Here is a 17,594-nt window from a genome sequence, read left to right as displayed (position 1 = left end):
TACGATTTAGCCCCAAACTTCGGGGCTTATCTAATTCAAAGGAGAATATATGTCTGACTCAAAAACACTGCGTTTACATTTCCCTCAATGGCAAGGTGGTAATAACGAAGCGTATCATTTTGGTTCACAAATGCTGGCATTTTTAGCACCAGATCCGAAAGGTCCGGTTGAAGAAGTTCCGGTCAGTCGTCCAACAGGTAACGAACTAGCAGAAGAGGAAGGACTAAGAGGTCGCTCCCAACTGCTAGACCAACTACACAGTGCTAAGGCAATTATTGAAAAACACCAGCCAGACAATATTGTTGTTTTAGGTGGTGACTGCCTTGTTGATCTTGCTCCTTTCAACTATTTAAATGAAAAGTATGAAGGTGACCTTGGAATCATCTGGGTTGATGCACACCCGGATATTTTGACACCAGAACAATACAACCACGCTCATGCAATGGTTCTCGGCAACTTGATGGGCATCGGAGACGATGAATTTAAAGCCGTAGTTAAAACTCCCGTCAAACCTGAAAATGTAATATTCGCTGGGTTGGGAGCAACCCTACCCTACGAAACAGATTTTATTCAAAAAAATAATATGGCTTTTGCTGGACCTGAAGAGTTAGCTGAAACCAGTGCACCAGTTACAGACTGGATAAAAGCGAAAGGCATTACTAAAGTCGCCATTCATCTGGACTTAGATGTAATGTCTATTGCCGATTTCGGCTCGTTGTATTTCGCTGAGCGTGATGTCCCTGCCGATAAATTTGAAGGTTTAACTCAAGGTGCAATGAAGCTTGCAGCCGTTCAACGTTTAATCAATGATATTGCAGATTGTTCTGTCGAGGTTGTTGGTTTAGGTGTGACAGAACATTTACCTTGGGATGCACTCCGTCTGAAAAATATGCTGGCAAGTTTCCCTTTACTTGGTGCGTAAAGACCTACTCCCCCCTGCCGTAATACTCAAAATAGGTAAAATTACGGGGGGTTTTACTCTAAAACCCCCATCAATTTATCAGATGAATTCATGCAAACTTGCTAGCGTCTTAAAGTTGTCGGTTCAGGAGCTAGAACAGAATGTAGCAAATTTGTGTTTGCCATAAGCCATAGACTAGTGATTTATAAACCAAGGGATTTTGCTAACTTTTCATATTCGTATTCAATCTGAGCTCTCAGTATCCCACCACGTGCTCCAGCAGGAACTTGACTTGTGCTTAGTGATGTTTCTAACTCTATCTCTATGTTCGCTAATCTTTCATTTTTCCACTTATTTAATACAAGCTCAATTTGGTCCTTTGTCATGGTTTGCTTTATCGTTTCGATACTCAAACTTTCAATGACATTGGTTGCAAAAGCATTCATTGATGTAGCTGCGAATACAATTACAATAGCTTTGATAACTGATTTCATGGTGATTTCCTTATGAGTTAATAGCTGACTCGTTTCGTTACCATCTGACGCCAATTACAATAGACCACAAAGTTATCTTCACAGTTACCATGAGAAGAAGTGATCAGCTAGTGGAGCCTTTTGTAAACTAGCTAATTGTGTTATTCATCATTGGGAAGAGGAATATCCATATTTAGTCGTAAAACAATAGAGATCTAATAAAAGAAGGATAGAATAAATTTTTAAAAAGTGTGGCAGTTAGTCCAGATTTAGTATTCGCTGGTGAGTGACAGGTTAATCGATAAGTTAGACCTGTTTCGCTCTTTAGGATCTAGACCCCGTATCATAGGACAACTCTCAGATATGAGAGCTTAGTTTGGGTAAGAAACGGAAGTTACTTACGTGTTTAATATGAAACTTCACTCCTATACTTCAACATCTTATGCATTAATGCCCTCGGTTCAAAAATATATTCCTGAACACACCACTCCTTTCATCGAGCAATATGCTGCTTTGGACTTTAATTTACTTGGAAGCCAAATTTGTTGTAGAGACGAATCTGCATGTAATTTTATTGTCGATGGAAACGAGCCAAGTATGGGAAAAATAGTCAAGTTTACACGAAACAACTTGAATTCGATCAGCTTTGCTTTTGATTCTTTCGGCGAACTCGTAATCACCAAATGGTCACACAACCGAAGGGATCTGAAGTTCTTCTGGCATCTCGTTTCCCATATCTGAGTGATAACCAGCGGCATGCGGTACTGGCGACAACAGAAATCGAGTCTAACTACCCTATTATTAATGATTCTCGTGGCTAGGGTCGTCTGAACTTGGTTGACGCAGCGGATAGTTTCGGTGCTTTTAATAGCAATATTTATGTATATATGGATGCTGATGAAGGTGGATTTAACACAGAAGACTACTGGCGTAATGATATCTCTGGTGAAGGTCGCCTGGAGAAAAGTGGTACAAATGGCAGCGTATCAATGAAGTCGCTGCCATTTTAGTATGATTTTTATGACTCTCCAACAGCGCTTATCTGAATGGCATGAAGTGTCACGACAGGTATTTTATTTTCATTAGCTTACTGATTCGGCTTGCTGTTGGCGCATCTGCAGTCGACTCACCAACCACATCACAAAGCCACCAGCAAATAACATGGCTGCCACATAACCGGTGTAATTGGCACTATAACCATTGATAAACACTAAGCTACCCGCCAATGGACCAATCGCATTAGCCGAGTTAAAGGCACACTGCAGTAATGCCCCAATCACCGCGTGTCCCCCTTTGGCAACACGCATCAACATCGCTTGTATCACTGTGCTTAAGCCTAGGCTCGCACCCAACAAAAATACCACCAGATACAAGAACCAAAGATTATCGGCAGCCGATACGTACAGAATGGCTAGCAACACACAATAAACTAAAGCCACGCCTGTCACTTTCGCGACTACCCTATCGTGCACATGACCAAACAACCAGTTGCCCAAAGTCGATCCCACACCAAAAATCACCATCGCAATCGAGATGTAGTATTCAGGCACTTGAGTTACATCAATCATGGTATCAGCTAGATAAGTATACAGGCAGAACACGCCACCAAAGCCGATCACCGCGATGAATACAATTGGCCAGATCAGCGGATTTTTCAGTACTGCCAAGTCACTTTTTAGCCCCTCGCCTTCAGCCTGCAGCGAAGGCAATACACGCCACAACAGCACACAAGCGACGAAAGCTCCAATTGAAACCAGCAACAACGCCCAACGCCAGCTAATGTTTTGCGCCAATAATGTCGCTAATGGCACACCGACGATAGTGGCGATGGTAAGACCAGAAAATACCCGCGACATATATAACGTACTTCGTCCCTCTGGAGCCAGGCGAGCGCCAAAAAGCAACGCCGTACCGAAATAAGCACCATGAGGTAAGCCACTTAAAAAGCGAAACAATACGATTTGCTCAAACGAGGTTGCGGCAGCGCTTAAACCATTAAAAGCAAAAATCAAAAAAGCGAACAACACCAAAGCACTGCGGCGATTCATTTTAGGTGTCAGCATCATTAATAATGGTGCACCGACCACTACACCTGCAGCATAGGCACTGATGATATGGCCAGATTTAGCCGCTGAGACATCAAAACTATCCGCCACCAGCGGTAGCATTGGCATCACCGAAAATTCAGTCAACCCCAAAAGAAAAGTGCCAATCGCCAGCACAAACAGAATTACGCCGCGTGAACGATTCGATGTAATGTGTGTACCATTTGAATTCATTGAGAACTCCAAAAATTGCTCTGAGAAATATGAATTTAGACGACGCTTAGATGGTTACGCTGCAGAGGAAGGCTCTCGAATAAACTCATCATACGACAAAAAATATTGCGCTATTAGCCAGCTATTCTTAGTTTCACCTCAGTTCGATTTACGGAACAACGACGTATCATCTTGTACGTGTTTAGTTACCTTACTCCAAGGATTACAAGACTCGTCGTTTGAACGGAGATTTCACCGCATAACTTTATAAGCAATCATACTTATATAACACACCAAAATGTAAACGGTTACATTTTATATATAAATAATAAGAATATGAAAAAACAAAAGATACGACAGAATCGCTTGGTGTTTACACGATCAGATCGTAAGTTCCTGATTAAGTTCAACTGAATTACGAAACAAAGCCTCGATAACAACGTGACTGAAAGAGATGTGTGTCCCTTTACGACTGGGCGAAAAATTGGATTTTCTCGACTTCAGTTGGCGGATCAACGGCAAGTGCAAACCTCTATAGTCTGGTCATAACTTGTCGTGCGAACGACATCAATCCGTACTTCTACTTAGTACACCTTTCAGGGAATTACCGAAGCGCTCTTCAAATGAAGATCTCTCCGTTCTTCTGCCGTGGAATGTAGAAATCAGTGAGGCTGAATAAGGTTTTACTGGTTAATTAAGCGTTTACTGTGTAAAAGTGTATTGTAGCTCACTTAACCACAGAAATATTATCCAGTGGTATTACATTTCATTCTCGACGGGGTTGGAATAAGAGGCAGCATCGCTGCTACCTCTTTTGTCTAAAATGAATCAACGACTTATTGCAAAGGTGTTTCTAGCTTTTCTCTTGCTTCTACTTTAGAACGCATTTCTGCAACTTCCTGAACGTTAATTATGCGTGCGCCGCTTTCGTCCCAGGTATTACGGATATAGTTCAGAACATCAGCGATCTTCTGGTCACTCATTTTCCAAGCAAACGAAGGCATTCCTGCGGCTGTAGTGCGAGTCTCGGTATAAGGGGCACGAGTCCCTTTAAGCATCGCATGGATTAAGTTAGTCGCATCTTCTGCTGCGATGGTTTTATTGTTCGCAAATGCAGGGACCATCCCGGAAATACCTTCTCCTTTGAGTCCGTGACATGCTGAGCAATTTACTTCGTACTCCAGTGCAGCTTGTTCAGTTACACCTTGCTTAGGATAAGATTTACCTTGTCCTGAAGGAGCCAGACTTTTCAGATAGTGGCCAATAGACTTCAAATCGTCATCAGTAAAGTACTGAGTCGAGTGCTGAACCGCTTCCGCCATTGGACCGGAGGCTACCGCAATACCATTTGAACCAGTTTTAAGATATTCATGAATCTCATCAACCGTCATCTGACTAATGCTACTATGTTGGTTAGGAGTTAAATCCGGCGCATACCAGTCTCCCATGTTTCCTCCATGCAGATAGCGACTATCAATTTCTGCACCAATAATGTTACGCGGGCTATGACACGCAGAACAGTGACCACCGCCATTTACAAGATATTTACCTCGGTTCCACTCTGCATCTTTGTTTACATCTGCAGAGAATGCTTCATTGTGGAAGAACAGCATATCCCAGCCAGCAAGCGACAGGCGAACATTGAATGGGAACGGCATATCTTTCGTTTCTTCAATGTCGTTTTTAACAGGCTCAACCGTTGAGAAATACGCCCACAAATCGTGCATATCCTGATCTGAGTACTTCACGTACGCCGTGTAAGGCATCGCAGGATATAAGAAGCCGTGTGAACCTATACCCTGACGCACGGCATTGAAGAAATCCCGTTCAGTCATGTTACCAATACCGGTTTCTGGATCGGGTGTGATATTAGAACTGTACAAAGAGCCAAACGGCGTTGCGATGTCATAGCCACCCGCCATTTCACCGTGACCAGCAGTATGACAGGCCGAGCAATCCCCGACTCGCATTACGTACTCGCCGCGCTCAATCGCATCTAAATCATCAGTTTTGTAATCAGATAACTTAACCGTGTCATCAGCGACATCAGAACGTGAAAGATCAAACGTATTCCAAAGCATCCAGCCAGAAACTATCAACGCAATAGCAACGACTACGGTTACGAGTTTGAACCAGCCTTTTTTCGCGATACTCATGTTTTCTTACCCCCTCACCAACTGACCTGGATTGTTAATGTAGGTCTGGTGAATGGCTCTAGCCGCGCGTACTGCCAACGCACCCACTGTTAACGTTGGGTTGTAGCCGCCATTGTTCGGAAACGCAGAAGCACCAACCACAAACACATTGTGTGCATCCCAGCTTTGTAAGTATGGATTTAACGCTGAAGTTGTCGGATCCGCGCCCATTACTGCCCCACCAATGGTATGAGAGCTGTGTTGTTTGTATGGGTTACAGCTACTTTCTGCCTGATTGTCGATCATCAAGTCTTTACCACCAGCCTGCTTCATAATGTTAACCGCTTTGTCGGTCACATAATTCGCCATACGCTGGTCGTTCTTGTTCCAATCAAACGTCAGTCGCAATAATGGCTGACCGTGACGATCACGGTATGTTGGATCGAGACTTAGATATGAATCCCGTGATGGCATCGATGTTCCCTGACAGAACATAGTTGCAGCGTTTTGGTAATCACGAGAGTACGCTTTCTTCCACTCGCTACCCCAACGTCGGGTTCCCGGACGGATAGCGTCGGCATTCTGAATTGGACGGCCGTTGGTATTAAACGCCATGATGCCCGCACCACCGATAAAGTCGACAGCGCTGTGGTCGAAGTTATCGCCGTTAAAGTCATCGATTTGAACTGCGAGTGCGCCAGCACCGATAAATGGGTTCATGTTCTCATTATCAAAGAAGCCGGTCACACTCGAACAAGTCTGGTAGCTGTAGTTTCGACCGATAGTGCCTTTGCCAGTTTTTGGATCGTATTGCTCACCAATGCCAGAAAGCAGCATCAGACGAACGTTATCCATCTGGTAAGCGGTGATACACACGATATCGGCAGGTTGAAATCCTTCTTTACCTTCTTTGGTAATGAATTTAACACCTTTGACGCTCTTACCATCGTCGTGTTTCACAGCATGCAACACTTCGGTTTCAGTCAGCAAAGTAAAATTCTTACGACGCATCAGAACCGGAAGAATACACGCTTGCGGTGAAGATTTTGAAAAGTTACCGCAGCCATGAAAATCACAGAAACCACAGTAAGTACAAGGTCCCATGGATACGCCCAGCGGATTCACATAAGCCTGAGATAAGTTACCCGCAGGTACGGTAAATGGGTGATATCCCATGTCTGAGGTGACTTTACGATATTTAGACATCCAATTGGTGTCTAGTAGTGGTGGCGTTGGGTAATCACGCGAACGAGGGCCTTCAAATACGTTACCACCCGCTATCTTTTCGCCCTGAATATTGCCTGCTTTTCCGGAAGTACCTGCAATACGTTCAAAGCGATCATAATCTGACTCTAGATCTTCGTAGGTGATTCCCCAGTCCTGAAGTTGAAGATCTTTCGCTCTATCTTTGCCGTAACGCTCACGAGTTCGAGTGGCAACCTCAAAATCCCATGGTGTAAAGCGCCATGACATACCAGCCCAGTGTGTACCAGCGCCACCTACGTTCCAACCAAATTGATAGGCAGACCAATTACGTACAGGAGCCGCAGCCTGACCTGTACGATTACGGAATGTCGTCGTTTCCACGCTCATAGGCTGAGTCATCGCGCGGCGAGTTTGCCAACGCAGTTCATCAGGGTCTACAGCGGGTGGGAAGTCAGTTGATGTATCGCGCCATGCGCCTCGCTCGATTGCAACGACATTTAAACCAGCGCGTGTCAGTTCTTCAGCAATGATCGATCCCGACCACCCTAAGCCACAGATCACAACGTCGGCTTTTGCTCTTTGAATTGTCATTATTATATTGCTCCGGATTAATCGTTCGGAATTAAACTGACTGGAATCAAGTCAAGCTCTTCGCCTCTGCGGGCGATGTAAGGACGGTAGTCGTAGCGTGCACCAGGAAAACCAATCATTTTCCAGCCAGCCATATTTCGGTTGCCACCGTAAAGCGGATCAGACAAGTAACCTTCGCGAGCATTTTGTAGCATGAGTTCAAACAGAGCCTGACCATCAATCTCTTTGCCCAGTTCAATTTTCCCTGCTTCTAAATTGAGCAGAAACTGATCCATATTGTCAGGAGATAGTGCTTCCAACGACGACCCGAAGTTATTTTTTGAGTAGGCTTCCAGCGCTTTTATTCCTGAGAGGTAGCGTTCTTTAGGCGTAGCGAGAAATTGCGGTTTACCCATGATTGCCGCTTCATTTTTGCGATCGATCGGACCTTCCAGATACAGCGCTTTGCCTGATCCATAGTCACCAGCCAACTGATCATCGAGAAACTCGATACAGCCCGCTTCGCTTGCTGACGGGCCATACTCGTCAGCCGGTATCAGACGATCGAAAATCGCACTGAGTACAGCTCTATCTTTCGGATCAACAAAAACTTTCCACCCGGCTTGAGCAGGTACGGGTAAATGGTCTTCACTCATTGCTGTTTCATGTGGGACCGCTTTCATTTCACGTGCGTCGACGTGTGGTGCAACAACTAGTGCGGACGCCGCCCGACCTAGAAGTTTCAATGCACTTCTTCTATCCATTGTGAGTTCAACCTATTGCGTTAATGTAAGCACATGTAAAATTTATGAAATACACATACAAACAAAATGGGTATGCGAAACTTTCATTCCATACCGGGTTAAATCATTGACTTACGATTAACCAATGCGGAAGCTCAAGAATAGCCACTTGGGATAATCTATGTTTCCACAAATGAATAAATCGCAATAAAATGTTGCAGAATGTAACAAGAATCCCAATGTTATCTAAGTCACAGAATTATCGCAATCGTTTAACAAGAATTACAATAAAATTTATTTTTTATTTTAAATTAATTCGAAATATTCACTCCTTATTTGTCAGAAAAAAAACCTACTAATACGCCGTAGCAGTTTGGACGCTGAGTTAAACGAGGAAACCAATGACAGCAAGAAGAAACGTATTACCCATACTCTTGGACTTAAAGCAGAAGCCCCGAAGCTAGCAGATAAAATGAGAGTAACTGCGGCAGCAAGACAGGCTACTTTACATGAATCTCAAATCTACGGGTTTCTAAGGAACTAGAAGAAAGGCACTAATACTAGTACTAGTCAGCAAGAGCTAACCGAAAAGGTACTAAGTTCAAAGAGGCTTCTGATAACAAAGGCTGAGATAGCTCAAGGCGCTTCCAGAAAAACTGGCTGATAACGTTGACAAGCACAATGTTAAAACTATTGCTGCCAGTACGAATCGTCAAGATTTAATGCCGGAAAGCTACACGTAAGTTTAGGAGCACTGCGGACAGCACTGAAGGCTGGCTATATTGGCGGAAATAATTGAACGTTGTTCAGACAAGTAATCGTTTGGTCTATCTACACAAAGGTGACTACTACGCTGGTCAGCGATGCATTATCAATAGCTCTGTTCCATCGCGGATTACCTGAAAAGGTTATCGTTCATAGTGATCGAGTTAGCCAGTATTGTTCGAAAGGCTATCGAGATATCACAACTGCACGGCTTAGAATCTAAAGCAAAGTATGAGTAGAAAAGGAAACTGCTGGAATAATGCTTGTGTTGAGAGCTATTTCCATTCGATGAAAGTTGAAACGTTCCAATACGACCCGAGTTAGGGAAAAAGAGTCAAGTTTACGGACAAAAACTTAGAATTCGATCAGTTTTACTTATGACTCTATCGACGGAACTTGTGGTCACCAAATGGTCACAATGGTGACCATCTGTGCCCAATAAGGTATGACTCAGTGAATATGATGCACATAAATATGCATAATATAGATGAGAAAGTTTGGGCTAGATTAGATAAACCCTAGATACAACAAAGCCCGCACGAATGCGGGCTTTGCATAAAATTTGGTGGGTCCGGGCGAACTCGAATCGCCGACCCCTACCATGTCAAGGTAGTACTCTAACCAACTGAGCTACGGACCCAAATTTTGTGTTCCTGCTTACCATTCAAATCAGAATGGTGCGTCCGAGTGGACTCGAACCACCGACCCCCGCCATGTCAAGGCGGTACTCTAACCAGCTGAGCTACGGACGCATTTCTCTGGAACGAGAGGGATATTAGCCATAAGCTATCTGGGGTGCAAGCATAAATTCACTAACTTTGAATCGTTTGGCGAAAATGTAAACTCAAGCCTCGTTTTCAGGCGTTTTTATAAGCGAAACACACCCAATTCAGATATAAAAACGTGATCTAGGTAACTTTCGAATTTTTGCTTAATTATCATAAGGTACGTCACTCAGCATCCAGATCTGTAAGGTATAAGAAACATCAGGACAAGCACCGAACAAAATTTGGTATTTTGGCTCAAAAGGTTCACCAATATAAGTCGTGCGAATCAATTCGCCAGTTTTAAGATCCACTTGAGTGACAACTCGCCCTTTGAAGTTTTGAAAAATAACAAACTGCTCGCTGTGATAAACCATTTGATCTCGATAAAACAAAAAATGGTCTTCTGGTGTATCAGTAAGCCTACACTCCAACGGCTTTAAATTAGGAAAAGCATTAGCATTTGAAACGAACAGCAGCAGAGCAAAAATCCATCCATATCGCATAGCACTAACCTACTTTTTGTTTCTCTTTTCAAAGTATAGGACTGATATCCAAATTACTTCTAAATGCTTGGTCCTAAGTTACTAAAAAGGCTTTGACTCAAACAAGTCAAAGCCTCAGCCAAGATAAATTTTACTTATCGTTTTCTAGATCACTAATCGTCTATTCTTACTCGTTTGGAACATCAAACACCACGTTGTAGTTCTCGGTGTAAGTACAGTTTGGTTGACGGCTGCATGTGAAAAAGCGTCGGCCTTTAAATTCACCTTGGGTGGCTGTCTTAATTATCATCGGGCTGCTGCACTTTTTACAAAAACGCACCTCTTTATCCGGCTCAATCAAATCGATGTGCGCCGCAAGTAAACGACGTAATCGCCCAACTTGATAGCTGTGTTTTATCGATGTACCAATTAACGGTAAATTGGCTGTTTTACACACGTGAATCAGCAGCTTTTGTCGCGCAGCCTTGCCTTTGTTAAGAGGCTTTCCATCATCCAACTCTAAGATCACTCGCGGTTCTAACGTACGCGGGTCACAAATTACATAGTCAAAATAGCTTCTGGAAATACGGTTACTCGCTACAAAAAGCTGCCTTTTGTTTTTAATGTCCTTCGGCGCAACCAAGCTGGACATATTAACTTTGCTAAATATCACCGCGTGATCGCCAACAGCGGTTCTTAAGGCATTGAAAAACGCAGCTTCTTGCCCTCTTAACAAAGCGCCTTTTGAGCGATATGAGTAGTCTCGGGTGTCATCATGCTTGAGCACATACTTTTGAATAATGAAGAAAAAAACAACCAGAAGAACTACGATGATAAAAATGTTGGTCATAGAGAAATCGAGCCGAAAACAACAAGTTGCTCAAGCCTAAATCGAAACGTTAACCAGAGCAACAAAAGGGCTCAATTTTGCAATAATGGTGAGATTCAAGGTAGGAAATGAGCTTAACAGAGGCCTCTATTAAGCTCTAAGATCTAACTGTTGGCATCCGGTTGATGCTCTGGCATTGCATCAATGAAAGCCGGAAGTTGGTAACAGGCTTCAACAATCGAGTTGATTATCGGATAAGTGGCCAAATCAACACCAAAGCGCAACGCATTATACACTTGCGGTACCAAGCAAATATCAACGATAGACGGCGAATCGGTCAGGCTGAACTTACAATCACCATACGTTTTTCGATGGGCTGCAAGTTTCTCCTCCAATGAAGAAAACCCTTTGTTAATCCAGTGATGAATCCAGGCAACTTTACGCTCTGCATCACACGCCAACTCCCCTTCCAAATACTGCAAGACGCGCAAATTATTCAAAGGGTGAATCTCCATGGCAATATCCTGTGCCATGGAAAGCGCTTGATATCGTAAAGGCGAACGCTTTGGAATGACAGCAACATCCGGATAATTTTCATCGAGATACTGAATAATAGCCAGCGACTGGTTTAATCGAAGCTCACCATCCACCAGCACCGGCACCAGCTCAGAGGCATTCAGTTTGTGATACTCCTCGCTGTGTTGCTCTCCTCCCTCACGCACCAAGTGCACCGATTTTGATTCATACTGGATCTCTTTAAGATTCAGACAAATGCGCACACGATAAGCCGCGGAGGATCGCCAATATCCATAAAGCGTGATCTGTTCGCTCATTCATTTTCCCTGCATTAATGCTTCAAGTACTGACTAACTTGTTGTTCAATCGAACCGAAGATATTGTTGCCATCTGCATCAAACATCTCAAGTTTGATTGCATCACCAAACGACATAAAGTTCGTCGACGGTTTACCATCGCGTATGGTTTCAATCATGCGCACTTCAGCAATACAAGAGTAACCGACGCCACCTTCTTCAATCGATGTGCCATGTTCAGTGCCTTGTTTGTTAGACACGGTACCAGAGCCGATTATCGCTCCAGCGGACAGCGGACGCGTTTTAGTAGCATGGACAATGAGATCCGCGAAGTCGAATGTCATGTCCACCCCTGCATTCGGGCAACCAAATGGCTTGTGGTTGTAGGTCGAAACCAGCGGTAAATGCACTTTGTTTTCGTACCATGCATCACCGAGTTCATCTGGAGTCACCGCGACAGGAGAAAATGCGGATGACGGCTTAGACTGGAAGAAGCCAAACCCTTTCGCCAACTCTGCCGGAATCAACCCGCGTAGCGATACGTCGTTAACCAACATGATGAGCCTGATCGATTCTTGCGCCTCGGCGATACTCGCGCCCATTGGCACATCACCCGTCACTACCGCGACTTCGCCTTCGAAATCGATACCCCACTCGTCACTGGCAAATTCGATGTTGTCGCAAGGGCCGATAAACGCATCTGAGCCACCCTGATACATCAAAGGATCTGTCCAGAAGCTCTCAGGCATTTCTGCTCCACGAGCTTTACGAACTAGCTCCACGTGATTTACGTACGCGCTGCCATCTGCCCACTGATACGCTCGTGGCAAAGGAGATTCACAATAGTGCGCTTCGAACTCTTCGAATCCTGCGACGGTGCCATTATTGAGTGCGATGTACAATTCTTCTAGTTGCGGCGCTACTACTTCCCAGTTGTCCAGCGCGACTTGCATCGTTGGCGCTAAATTTCTTGGATGGAACACTTCTGTCGCTGGTACGCAGCGAGTTAGATCTTTACTCACGACCATCAACAGGCCATCACGAGTACCATTTTTCTTGGTTGCTAATTTCATCCTTGCCTCTTATTTTTCTTGCCAGCTGTAGACGTATTCTTTGTTTTCTACCTTTTCCAGTTCATCCGAGAACTGAAGCGCGTGGCGCGTATCTATCATCACCGCCACTTCGTCGGTAAACTTCTTCTTGTATTCCTGACCCGCTTTAAATGCTTTCGGGTGAGGGCCGTGCGTAAAGCCAGCTGGGTGGAATGTCACCATGCCCGCTTCAATATTGTCACGGCTGAAGAAGTCGCCTGCGTGGTAGAACAAGACTTCGTCATAGTCGTCATTATTGTGGTAGAACGGTACTTTAAGCGCGCCAGGATCACTCTCAATCGGACGAGGAACAAAGGTACACACCACAAATCCTGCTCCTACAAATGTAGTATGCGCGGACGGTGGTAAGTGGTAACGGTGCGACATAAGTGGACGAATATCACGCCAGTTCACTTTGACTACCGCTAAGTCACCATGCCAACCAATTGCATCTAAAGGATTAAACGGATAGGTGATAACACTCACTTTATCGTGACGCTTCACCTGTACCTGTGTGCGGTTCTCAGAATATTGCGCTCGGAACTCATCGTTTATCGACGGTGTTTCCAGTACGGCAGGATCAAACACAGCGTGATTTCCCACCATGCCCTTTTCTGGCAAGGTATAAGCCGCATCGGTGTTTTCTATCATCAGAATAAACATCGGCTCGCTTGGCTCTAAGCGCCAGCTCGTTGAGCGCGGGATCATGACATAATCCCCTTCGCTCACCTTTAAGTGCCCGTAGTCACAGTAAAGATCGGCAGTCCCCTGGTGGATAAACAGCAGCTCATCGCCGTCCGCATTTCTTACCAGAAAATCCATCTTTTCATCCATACGCCAAACACGGATTTTGCAGTTAGCGTTATGCAGTAAATGCGGCACCGCCCAAGGCGTTATGTGGCTGGCTTTCTCTACGAGATTGAAATCAAACGCTCGTGGGCGAAGCTCCCCTTCCCACTCAGACCAACTTGTTGGTGCGTGTTGATGATGAAAATGTGCCGCAGGGCCAAAGAATCCACTTCGACCTGCTTCACGTTCATAAATTGCCTCTTCCGGGAAATCAGCATGTGCTTGCTTTGAGCACACTCCCTCCCGATGAGGGAATGTGATCCATTTATGCATCGTTCAGTACTCCTCGGCGAATTTGGTCTTCTTCAATCGATTCAAATAGCGCTTTGAAGTTACCTTCACCAAAACCTTCGTTACCTTTGCGCTGAATGATCTCGAAGAACACCGGGCCAATCACGGTTTGCGTAAAGATTTGCAGCAAGATACCGTCTTTCGTTGGTGCACCATCAATAAGGATTTGCAGCTCACGGAGTTTACTGACGTCTTCTCCATGACCTTCAACACGTTGGTCAACTTTCTCGTAGTAGGTATCTGGTGTTGGCATAAAGTCCATACCACGGTCGCGTAACGTTTGAACGGTTTGGTAGATGTCATCCGTTGTCAGAGCGATATGCTGAATGCCTTCGCCATTGTATTCACGGATAAACTCTTCGATTTGCGATTTATCGTCAGAGGACTCATTAATAGGAATTCGGATCTTGCCACAAGGTGCGGTCATCGCACGGCTGACAAGGCCTGTGAGTTTACCTTCAATGTCGAAGTAACGAATTTCTCGGAAGTTACCGATGCGCTCATAAAAACCAGACCACACATCCATGTTGCCCTGTTTAACGTTATGGGTCAGGTGATCGATCTCGTAAAGACCCACATCAGATTTCGCCAGACGCTCTTGCGCATCATCGTAAAAACGGAAGTCGACATCATAAATACTCTGCTTACCGTATCGGTCAACAAAATAGAGCAAGCTCTCGCCGATACCATAAATGGCTGGAATGCTGAGTTCCATCGGCCCGATTTCGGTTTTGTATTCTGTTCCGCCGTTTTGTATTGCGTGCTCAAGCGCCGCCGTGGCATCTTTTACTCGAAATGCCATCCCACACACTGACGGGCCATGTACCTTCGCAAACGCTTCAGCTTGACTATGAGGCTGCGCATTGACGATAAAACTGATGTCACCCTGACGATATAACCAAGCTTCTTTCGAACGGTGCTTCGCAATCTCTGCGAAGCCTAACGATACAAACAGTGCTTTGAGTTGTTCGATGCCTTTACTGTCTGCAGCCGTGTATTCCACAAACTCAAATCCGTCTGTACCTAATGGGTTGTATGCGTCCACCATGACTTTCTCCTTGCGTCATTAATTTGTTTACAGCGTTTCTAAACTATTTTTCTAACTTGGCGCAGGCGGAAGAAAATTGGAATACATCAACCAAAATCTCTGTTTTCAGGTTTCGAAGGTGTAAATGTAAAATATTTGTTACGCACAAGATCTATGCAATATCCGCCCGTAAATTTCACAATATTAAACATTAATTTCAATAACTTATTCTCTTCAACTGGAATTGCAACCACACAGACCAATGTAAACAGATTGTTACCGTGGTGATATTTATTGGCAGTGTGGTGATGTTTTAAACAAATCATTCACTTACATTAAAGCAGCGCCTTCAGCTTGCATGACCTTTCTCTTATAGCCTGACAATGCGATCAGTTTCTCAGCATATCTGGTTATAATTGTGTCAGCCTCCCCACTTTATTGATTCATCTCAGTATCCCTCACTCTCCAGTATGTAATAACAACGACTCTGTTTAGAGGACGTGTTCTAACTGCCCCGTTTACGCCCTCGCCCTACAAGATGAGACCTCCAAATGACACAAATCAATCAAGAACGTCTAGTTGACCACTTCTGCCAACTGGTTCGCATTGACAGCGAATCGATGAATGAAAAACAAATTGCAGAAACGCTGGCTGAACAATTGGGCGAGTTAGGCTTTACCGTTCAAAAGCTTCCTGTTCCAGAACATATTTCAAATGGCTTCAACGTATATGCGCGTTTGGAAGGCAAGAAAGAAGGCTCTATCCTGATGAGTTGCCACATGGATACAGTCACGCCAGGTATCGGTATTGAACCGATCATTGAAGACGGTATTATTCGCTCGAAAGGCAATACAATCCTTGGTGGTGACGACAAATCCGGTATCGCCGCAATTATGGAAGCTGTACGTTGCATTCAAGCGGAAAATCTAGCGCACAAAACGTTAGAACTTGCTTTCACTGTGCATGAAGAAGGTGGTCTGTTTGGCTCTGAGTACTTCGACATGACCCATGTAACGTCAAAAGAGGCAATCGTACTTGATACAGGTGGCCCAATTGGAACGATCGTGACAGCGGCTCCGGGCCAGCAAAAGATCGTTGCGACAATCAAAGGCCGCCCGGCGCACGCAGGTCTTGCGCCAGAAGAAGGCATCAGCGCAATCATGGTTGCGGCAGATGCAATTAATCAGATGAAACTCCTTCGTATCGACGAAGAAACGACGGCTAACATCGGTATGGTAAACGGTGGTCAGGCGACCAACATTGTTATGCCTGAGCTAAAAATTGTCGCTGAAGCGCGCTCGCTAAATGGTGATAAACTGGAAGCACAAGTCAACCACATGATCTCGACCTTTGAGTCTGTTGCAGAAAAACACGGTGCAGAAGTCGACATCGAATCTAAACGTGCATACGATGCGTTTGTTATTGAAGAAGACAATGCACACGTTGCTGATATCAAAGCGGCATTCGCGGATATGGGCATCGAAGCGTTTACCAAAGGCACGGGTGGCGGTAGCGATGCGAACAACTTCAACAAGAAAGGCCTGACAACCGTTAACCTTTCTACTGGGATGGCAAAAGTGCATACCACGGAAGAGTACATCGCCGTTGACGATATGGTGAAAATCACTCAGTTCATCAAGCACTACCTGGTGAAATAATCGAAAACAGAGATATCGCCTCTCACTGGCGATACTGGTTGAATACAAAGGCTCTCGCTTTCGTCGAGAGCCTTTTTTATTCTGCATCCAAAACACTCACATCGCTCAAAAGCGGCGTTTTATGGACGAATACCATCGCCCCACGCTAAAATGCGCTACTTTTGATAACTTCGTAAAACTCTATGACCGACGCTGATATCGAGCTTCAACACATTTGGCTGGAAGTTCAGGCAGAACGCTGGCACAACATCCCTCGTTTCCTGTTTAGTTTTTACTGCTACAAACACAACCTCGTTAGTAAAACGAATAAGCCGTGTTGGGAAACCGCGCGTAATGAATTATCTGCATCAAGCTCAGTTCAAGCTCGAAAAAACAGTGTGATTGACCCGCTGGTTCCGGAAGACGCAGTCGTTGGTTTGCTTAAAACGCTATACAAAGATGGAGAAATGTCTTTCGACGCTATGGCGAAAACATTAGACACGTTTTTGCACTATGTGGTGGTGAGTAAACAAGAGCACGCAAAGCTCAAGCCAAATATGCCGGCGAGCTGGTATCAGGGGCATGAAAAGCCGTTAATGGCTCGTTTTGACCTGGCAGGTATTTCAATCAAGAGCCGCTAAGTTTTAAAAAATAAGCTAACTCAAAAACTTAATCGCCTAGCTACTGTTAGTCAATGAATAGCGCGTAGTCAATGAATGGCGGGAAATAAAAAGCCGAAGTGAATCAAGAGTGACTCA

The 17,594-nt window shown here is 44.6% G+C and carries 16 protein-coding genes, 2 tRNA genes and 2 pseudogenes; 7 read left to right on the top strand and 13 right to left on the bottom strand.

Annotated features, from left to right (window positions below; all coding sequences use genetic code 11):
* The first annotated feature begins 49 nt into the window (after positions 1–49).
* On the top strand, positions 50–922 hold the full coding sequence (locus VER99_RS06555) for an arginase family protein (RefSeq protein ID WP_020333152.1): 873 nt from the start codon (positions 50–52) through the stop codon (positions 920–922).
* 182 nt (positions 923–1,104) lie between these two features.
* On the opposite strand, the gene VER99_RS06550 is transcribed toward VER99_RS06555, so the two are convergent.
* The gene (locus VER99_RS06550) at positions 1,105–1,395 is read right to left on the bottom strand and encodes a hypothetical protein (RefSeq protein ID WP_020333151.1); all 291 of its coding nucleotides are present in this window, start codon (positions 1,393–1,395) and stop codon (positions 1,105–1,107) included.
* Between the two features lie 662 nt (positions 1,396–2,057).
* Here VER99_RS06550 and VER99_RS06545 point away from each other — a divergent pair.
* Positions 2,058–2,195, top strand: coding sequence for a hypothetical protein (locus VER99_RS06545; protein ID WP_155521825.1), 138 nt, complete (start codon positions 2,058–2,060; stop codon positions 2,193–2,195).
* Positions 2,196–2,207: 12 nt separating this feature from the next.
* Positions 2,208–2,384, top strand: coding sequence for a hypothetical protein (locus VER99_RS06540; RefSeq protein WP_020333150.1), 177 nt, complete (start codon positions 2,208–2,210; stop codon positions 2,382–2,384).
* A gap of 72 nt (positions 2,385–2,456) precedes the next feature.
* On the opposite strand, the gene VER99_RS06535 is transcribed toward VER99_RS06540, so the two are convergent.
* Complete coding sequence (locus VER99_RS06535; RefSeq protein WP_020333149.1) at positions 2,457–3,653, bottom strand: MFS transporter; 1,197 nt, start codon at positions 3,651–3,653, stop codon at positions 2,457–2,459.
* Positions 3,654–4,058: 405 nt separating this feature from the next.
* Here VER99_RS06535 and VER99_RS06530 point away from each other — a divergent pair.
* Positions 4,059–4,311 (top strand): annotated as a pseudogene (locus VER99_RS06530) (transposase domain-containing protein); the annotation flags it as partial.
* 157 nt (positions 4,312–4,468) lie between these two features.
* Here VER99_RS06530 and VER99_RS06525 read toward each other — a convergent pair.
* The 3 genes from VER99_RS06525 to VER99_RS06515 are packed head-to-tail and all read right to left on the bottom strand — an operon-like array spanning position 4,469 to position 8,307.
* Positions 4,469–5,788 carry a c-type cytochrome gene (locus VER99_RS06525; protein ID WP_020333148.1) on the bottom strand — a complete coding sequence of 440 codons (1,320 nt, stop codon included), beginning with the start codon at positions 5,786–5,788 and terminating at the stop codon, positions 4,469–4,471.
* Positions 5,789–5,794: 6 nt separating this feature from the next.
* Entirely contained in the window at positions 5,795–7,564 is a 1,770-nt protein-coding gene (locus VER99_RS06520) for a GMC family oxidoreductase (RefSeq protein WP_020333147.1), read from the bottom strand.
* A gap of 17 nt (positions 7,565–7,581) precedes the next feature.
* On the bottom strand, positions 7,582–8,307 hold the full coding sequence (locus VER99_RS06515) for a gluconate 2-dehydrogenase subunit 3 family protein (RefSeq protein ID WP_020333146.1): 726 nt from the start codon (positions 8,305–8,307) through the stop codon (positions 7,582–7,584).
* Positions 8,308–8,659: 352 nt separating this feature from the next.
* On the opposite strand from VER99_RS06515, the pseudogene VER99_RS22995 reads away from it, so the two are divergent.
* Positions 8,660–9,369: pseudogene (locus VER99_RS22995) on the top strand (DDE-type integrase/transposase/recombinase); the annotation flags it as partial.
* A gap of 245 nt (positions 9,370–9,614) precedes the next feature.
* On the opposite strand, the gene VER99_RS06505 reads toward VER99_RS22995, so the two are convergent.
* The 8 genes from VER99_RS06505 to hppD form a co-directional block, all read right to left on the bottom strand.
* A tRNA-Val gene (locus VER99_RS06505) sits at positions 9,615–9,691 on the bottom strand.
* A gap of 35 nt (positions 9,692–9,726) precedes the next feature.
* A tRNA-Val gene (locus VER99_RS06500) sits at positions 9,727–9,803 on the bottom strand.
* Between the two features lie 179 nt (positions 9,804–9,982).
* Positions 9,983–10,321, bottom strand: coding sequence for a hypothetical protein (locus tag VER99_RS06495; RefSeq protein ID WP_020333144.1), 339 nt, complete (start codon positions 10,319–10,321; stop codon positions 9,983–9,985).
* A 166-nt stretch (positions 10,322–10,487) separates the two neighbouring features.
* The gene (locus VER99_RS06490) at positions 10,488–11,150 is read right to left on the bottom strand and encodes a DUF2726 domain-containing protein (protein ID WP_020333143.1); all 663 of its coding nucleotides are present in this window, start codon (positions 11,148–11,150) and stop codon (positions 10,488–10,490) included.
* 143 nt (positions 11,151–11,293) lie between these two features.
* Complete coding sequence (maiA, locus tag VER99_RS06485; RefSeq protein ID WP_020333142.1) at positions 11,294–11,962, bottom strand: maleylacetoacetate isomerase; 669 nt, start codon at positions 11,960–11,962, stop codon at positions 11,294–11,296.
* Between the two features lie 14 nt (positions 11,963–11,976).
* A complete protein-coding gene (locus tag VER99_RS06480; protein ID WP_020333141.1) occupies positions 11,977–13,014 on the bottom strand; it encodes a fumarylacetoacetate hydrolase family protein in 1,038 nt (345 codons plus the stop codon).
* Between the two features lie 9 nt (positions 13,015–13,023).
* Positions 13,024–14,154: a homogentisate 1,2-dioxygenase gene (locus VER99_RS06475; RefSeq protein WP_020333140.1), complete on the bottom strand. Its 1,131-nt coding sequence runs from the start codon at positions 14,152–14,154 to the stop codon at positions 13,024–13,026.
* Entirely contained in the window at positions 14,147–15,220 is a 1,074-nt protein-coding gene (hppD, locus tag VER99_RS06470) for a 4-hydroxyphenylpyruvate dioxygenase (protein WP_020333139.1), read from the bottom strand. The genes VER99_RS06475 and hppD overlap by 8 nt, the downstream gene beginning before the upstream one ends.
* Positions 15,221–15,750: 530 nt before the next feature.
* On the opposite strand from hppD, the gene VER99_RS06465 reads away from it, so the two are divergent.
* Positions 15,751–16,857 carry a M20/M25/M40 family metallo-hydrolase gene (locus tag VER99_RS06465; RefSeq protein WP_020333138.1) on the top strand — a complete coding sequence of 369 codons (1,107 nt, stop codon included), beginning with the start codon at positions 15,751–15,753 and terminating at the stop codon, positions 16,855–16,857.
* A gap of 182 nt (positions 16,858–17,039) precedes the next feature.
* Entirely contained in the window at positions 17,040–17,477 is a 438-nt protein-coding gene (locus tag VER99_RS06460; RefSeq protein WP_020333137.1) for a hypothetical protein, read from the top strand.
* Positions 17,478–17,594: the final 117 nt, after the last annotated feature.

It is taken from the genome of Vibrio natriegens NBRC 15636 = ATCC 14048 = DSM 759, from assembly GCF_035621455.1.
GTDB classification, from domain to species: domain Bacteria; phylum Pseudomonadota; class Gammaproteobacteria; order Enterobacterales; family Vibrionaceae; genus Vibrio; species Vibrio natriegens.
Note: the sequence above shows the minus strand (reverse complement) of the source record. Positions and strands in the feature narration are given on the sequence as shown.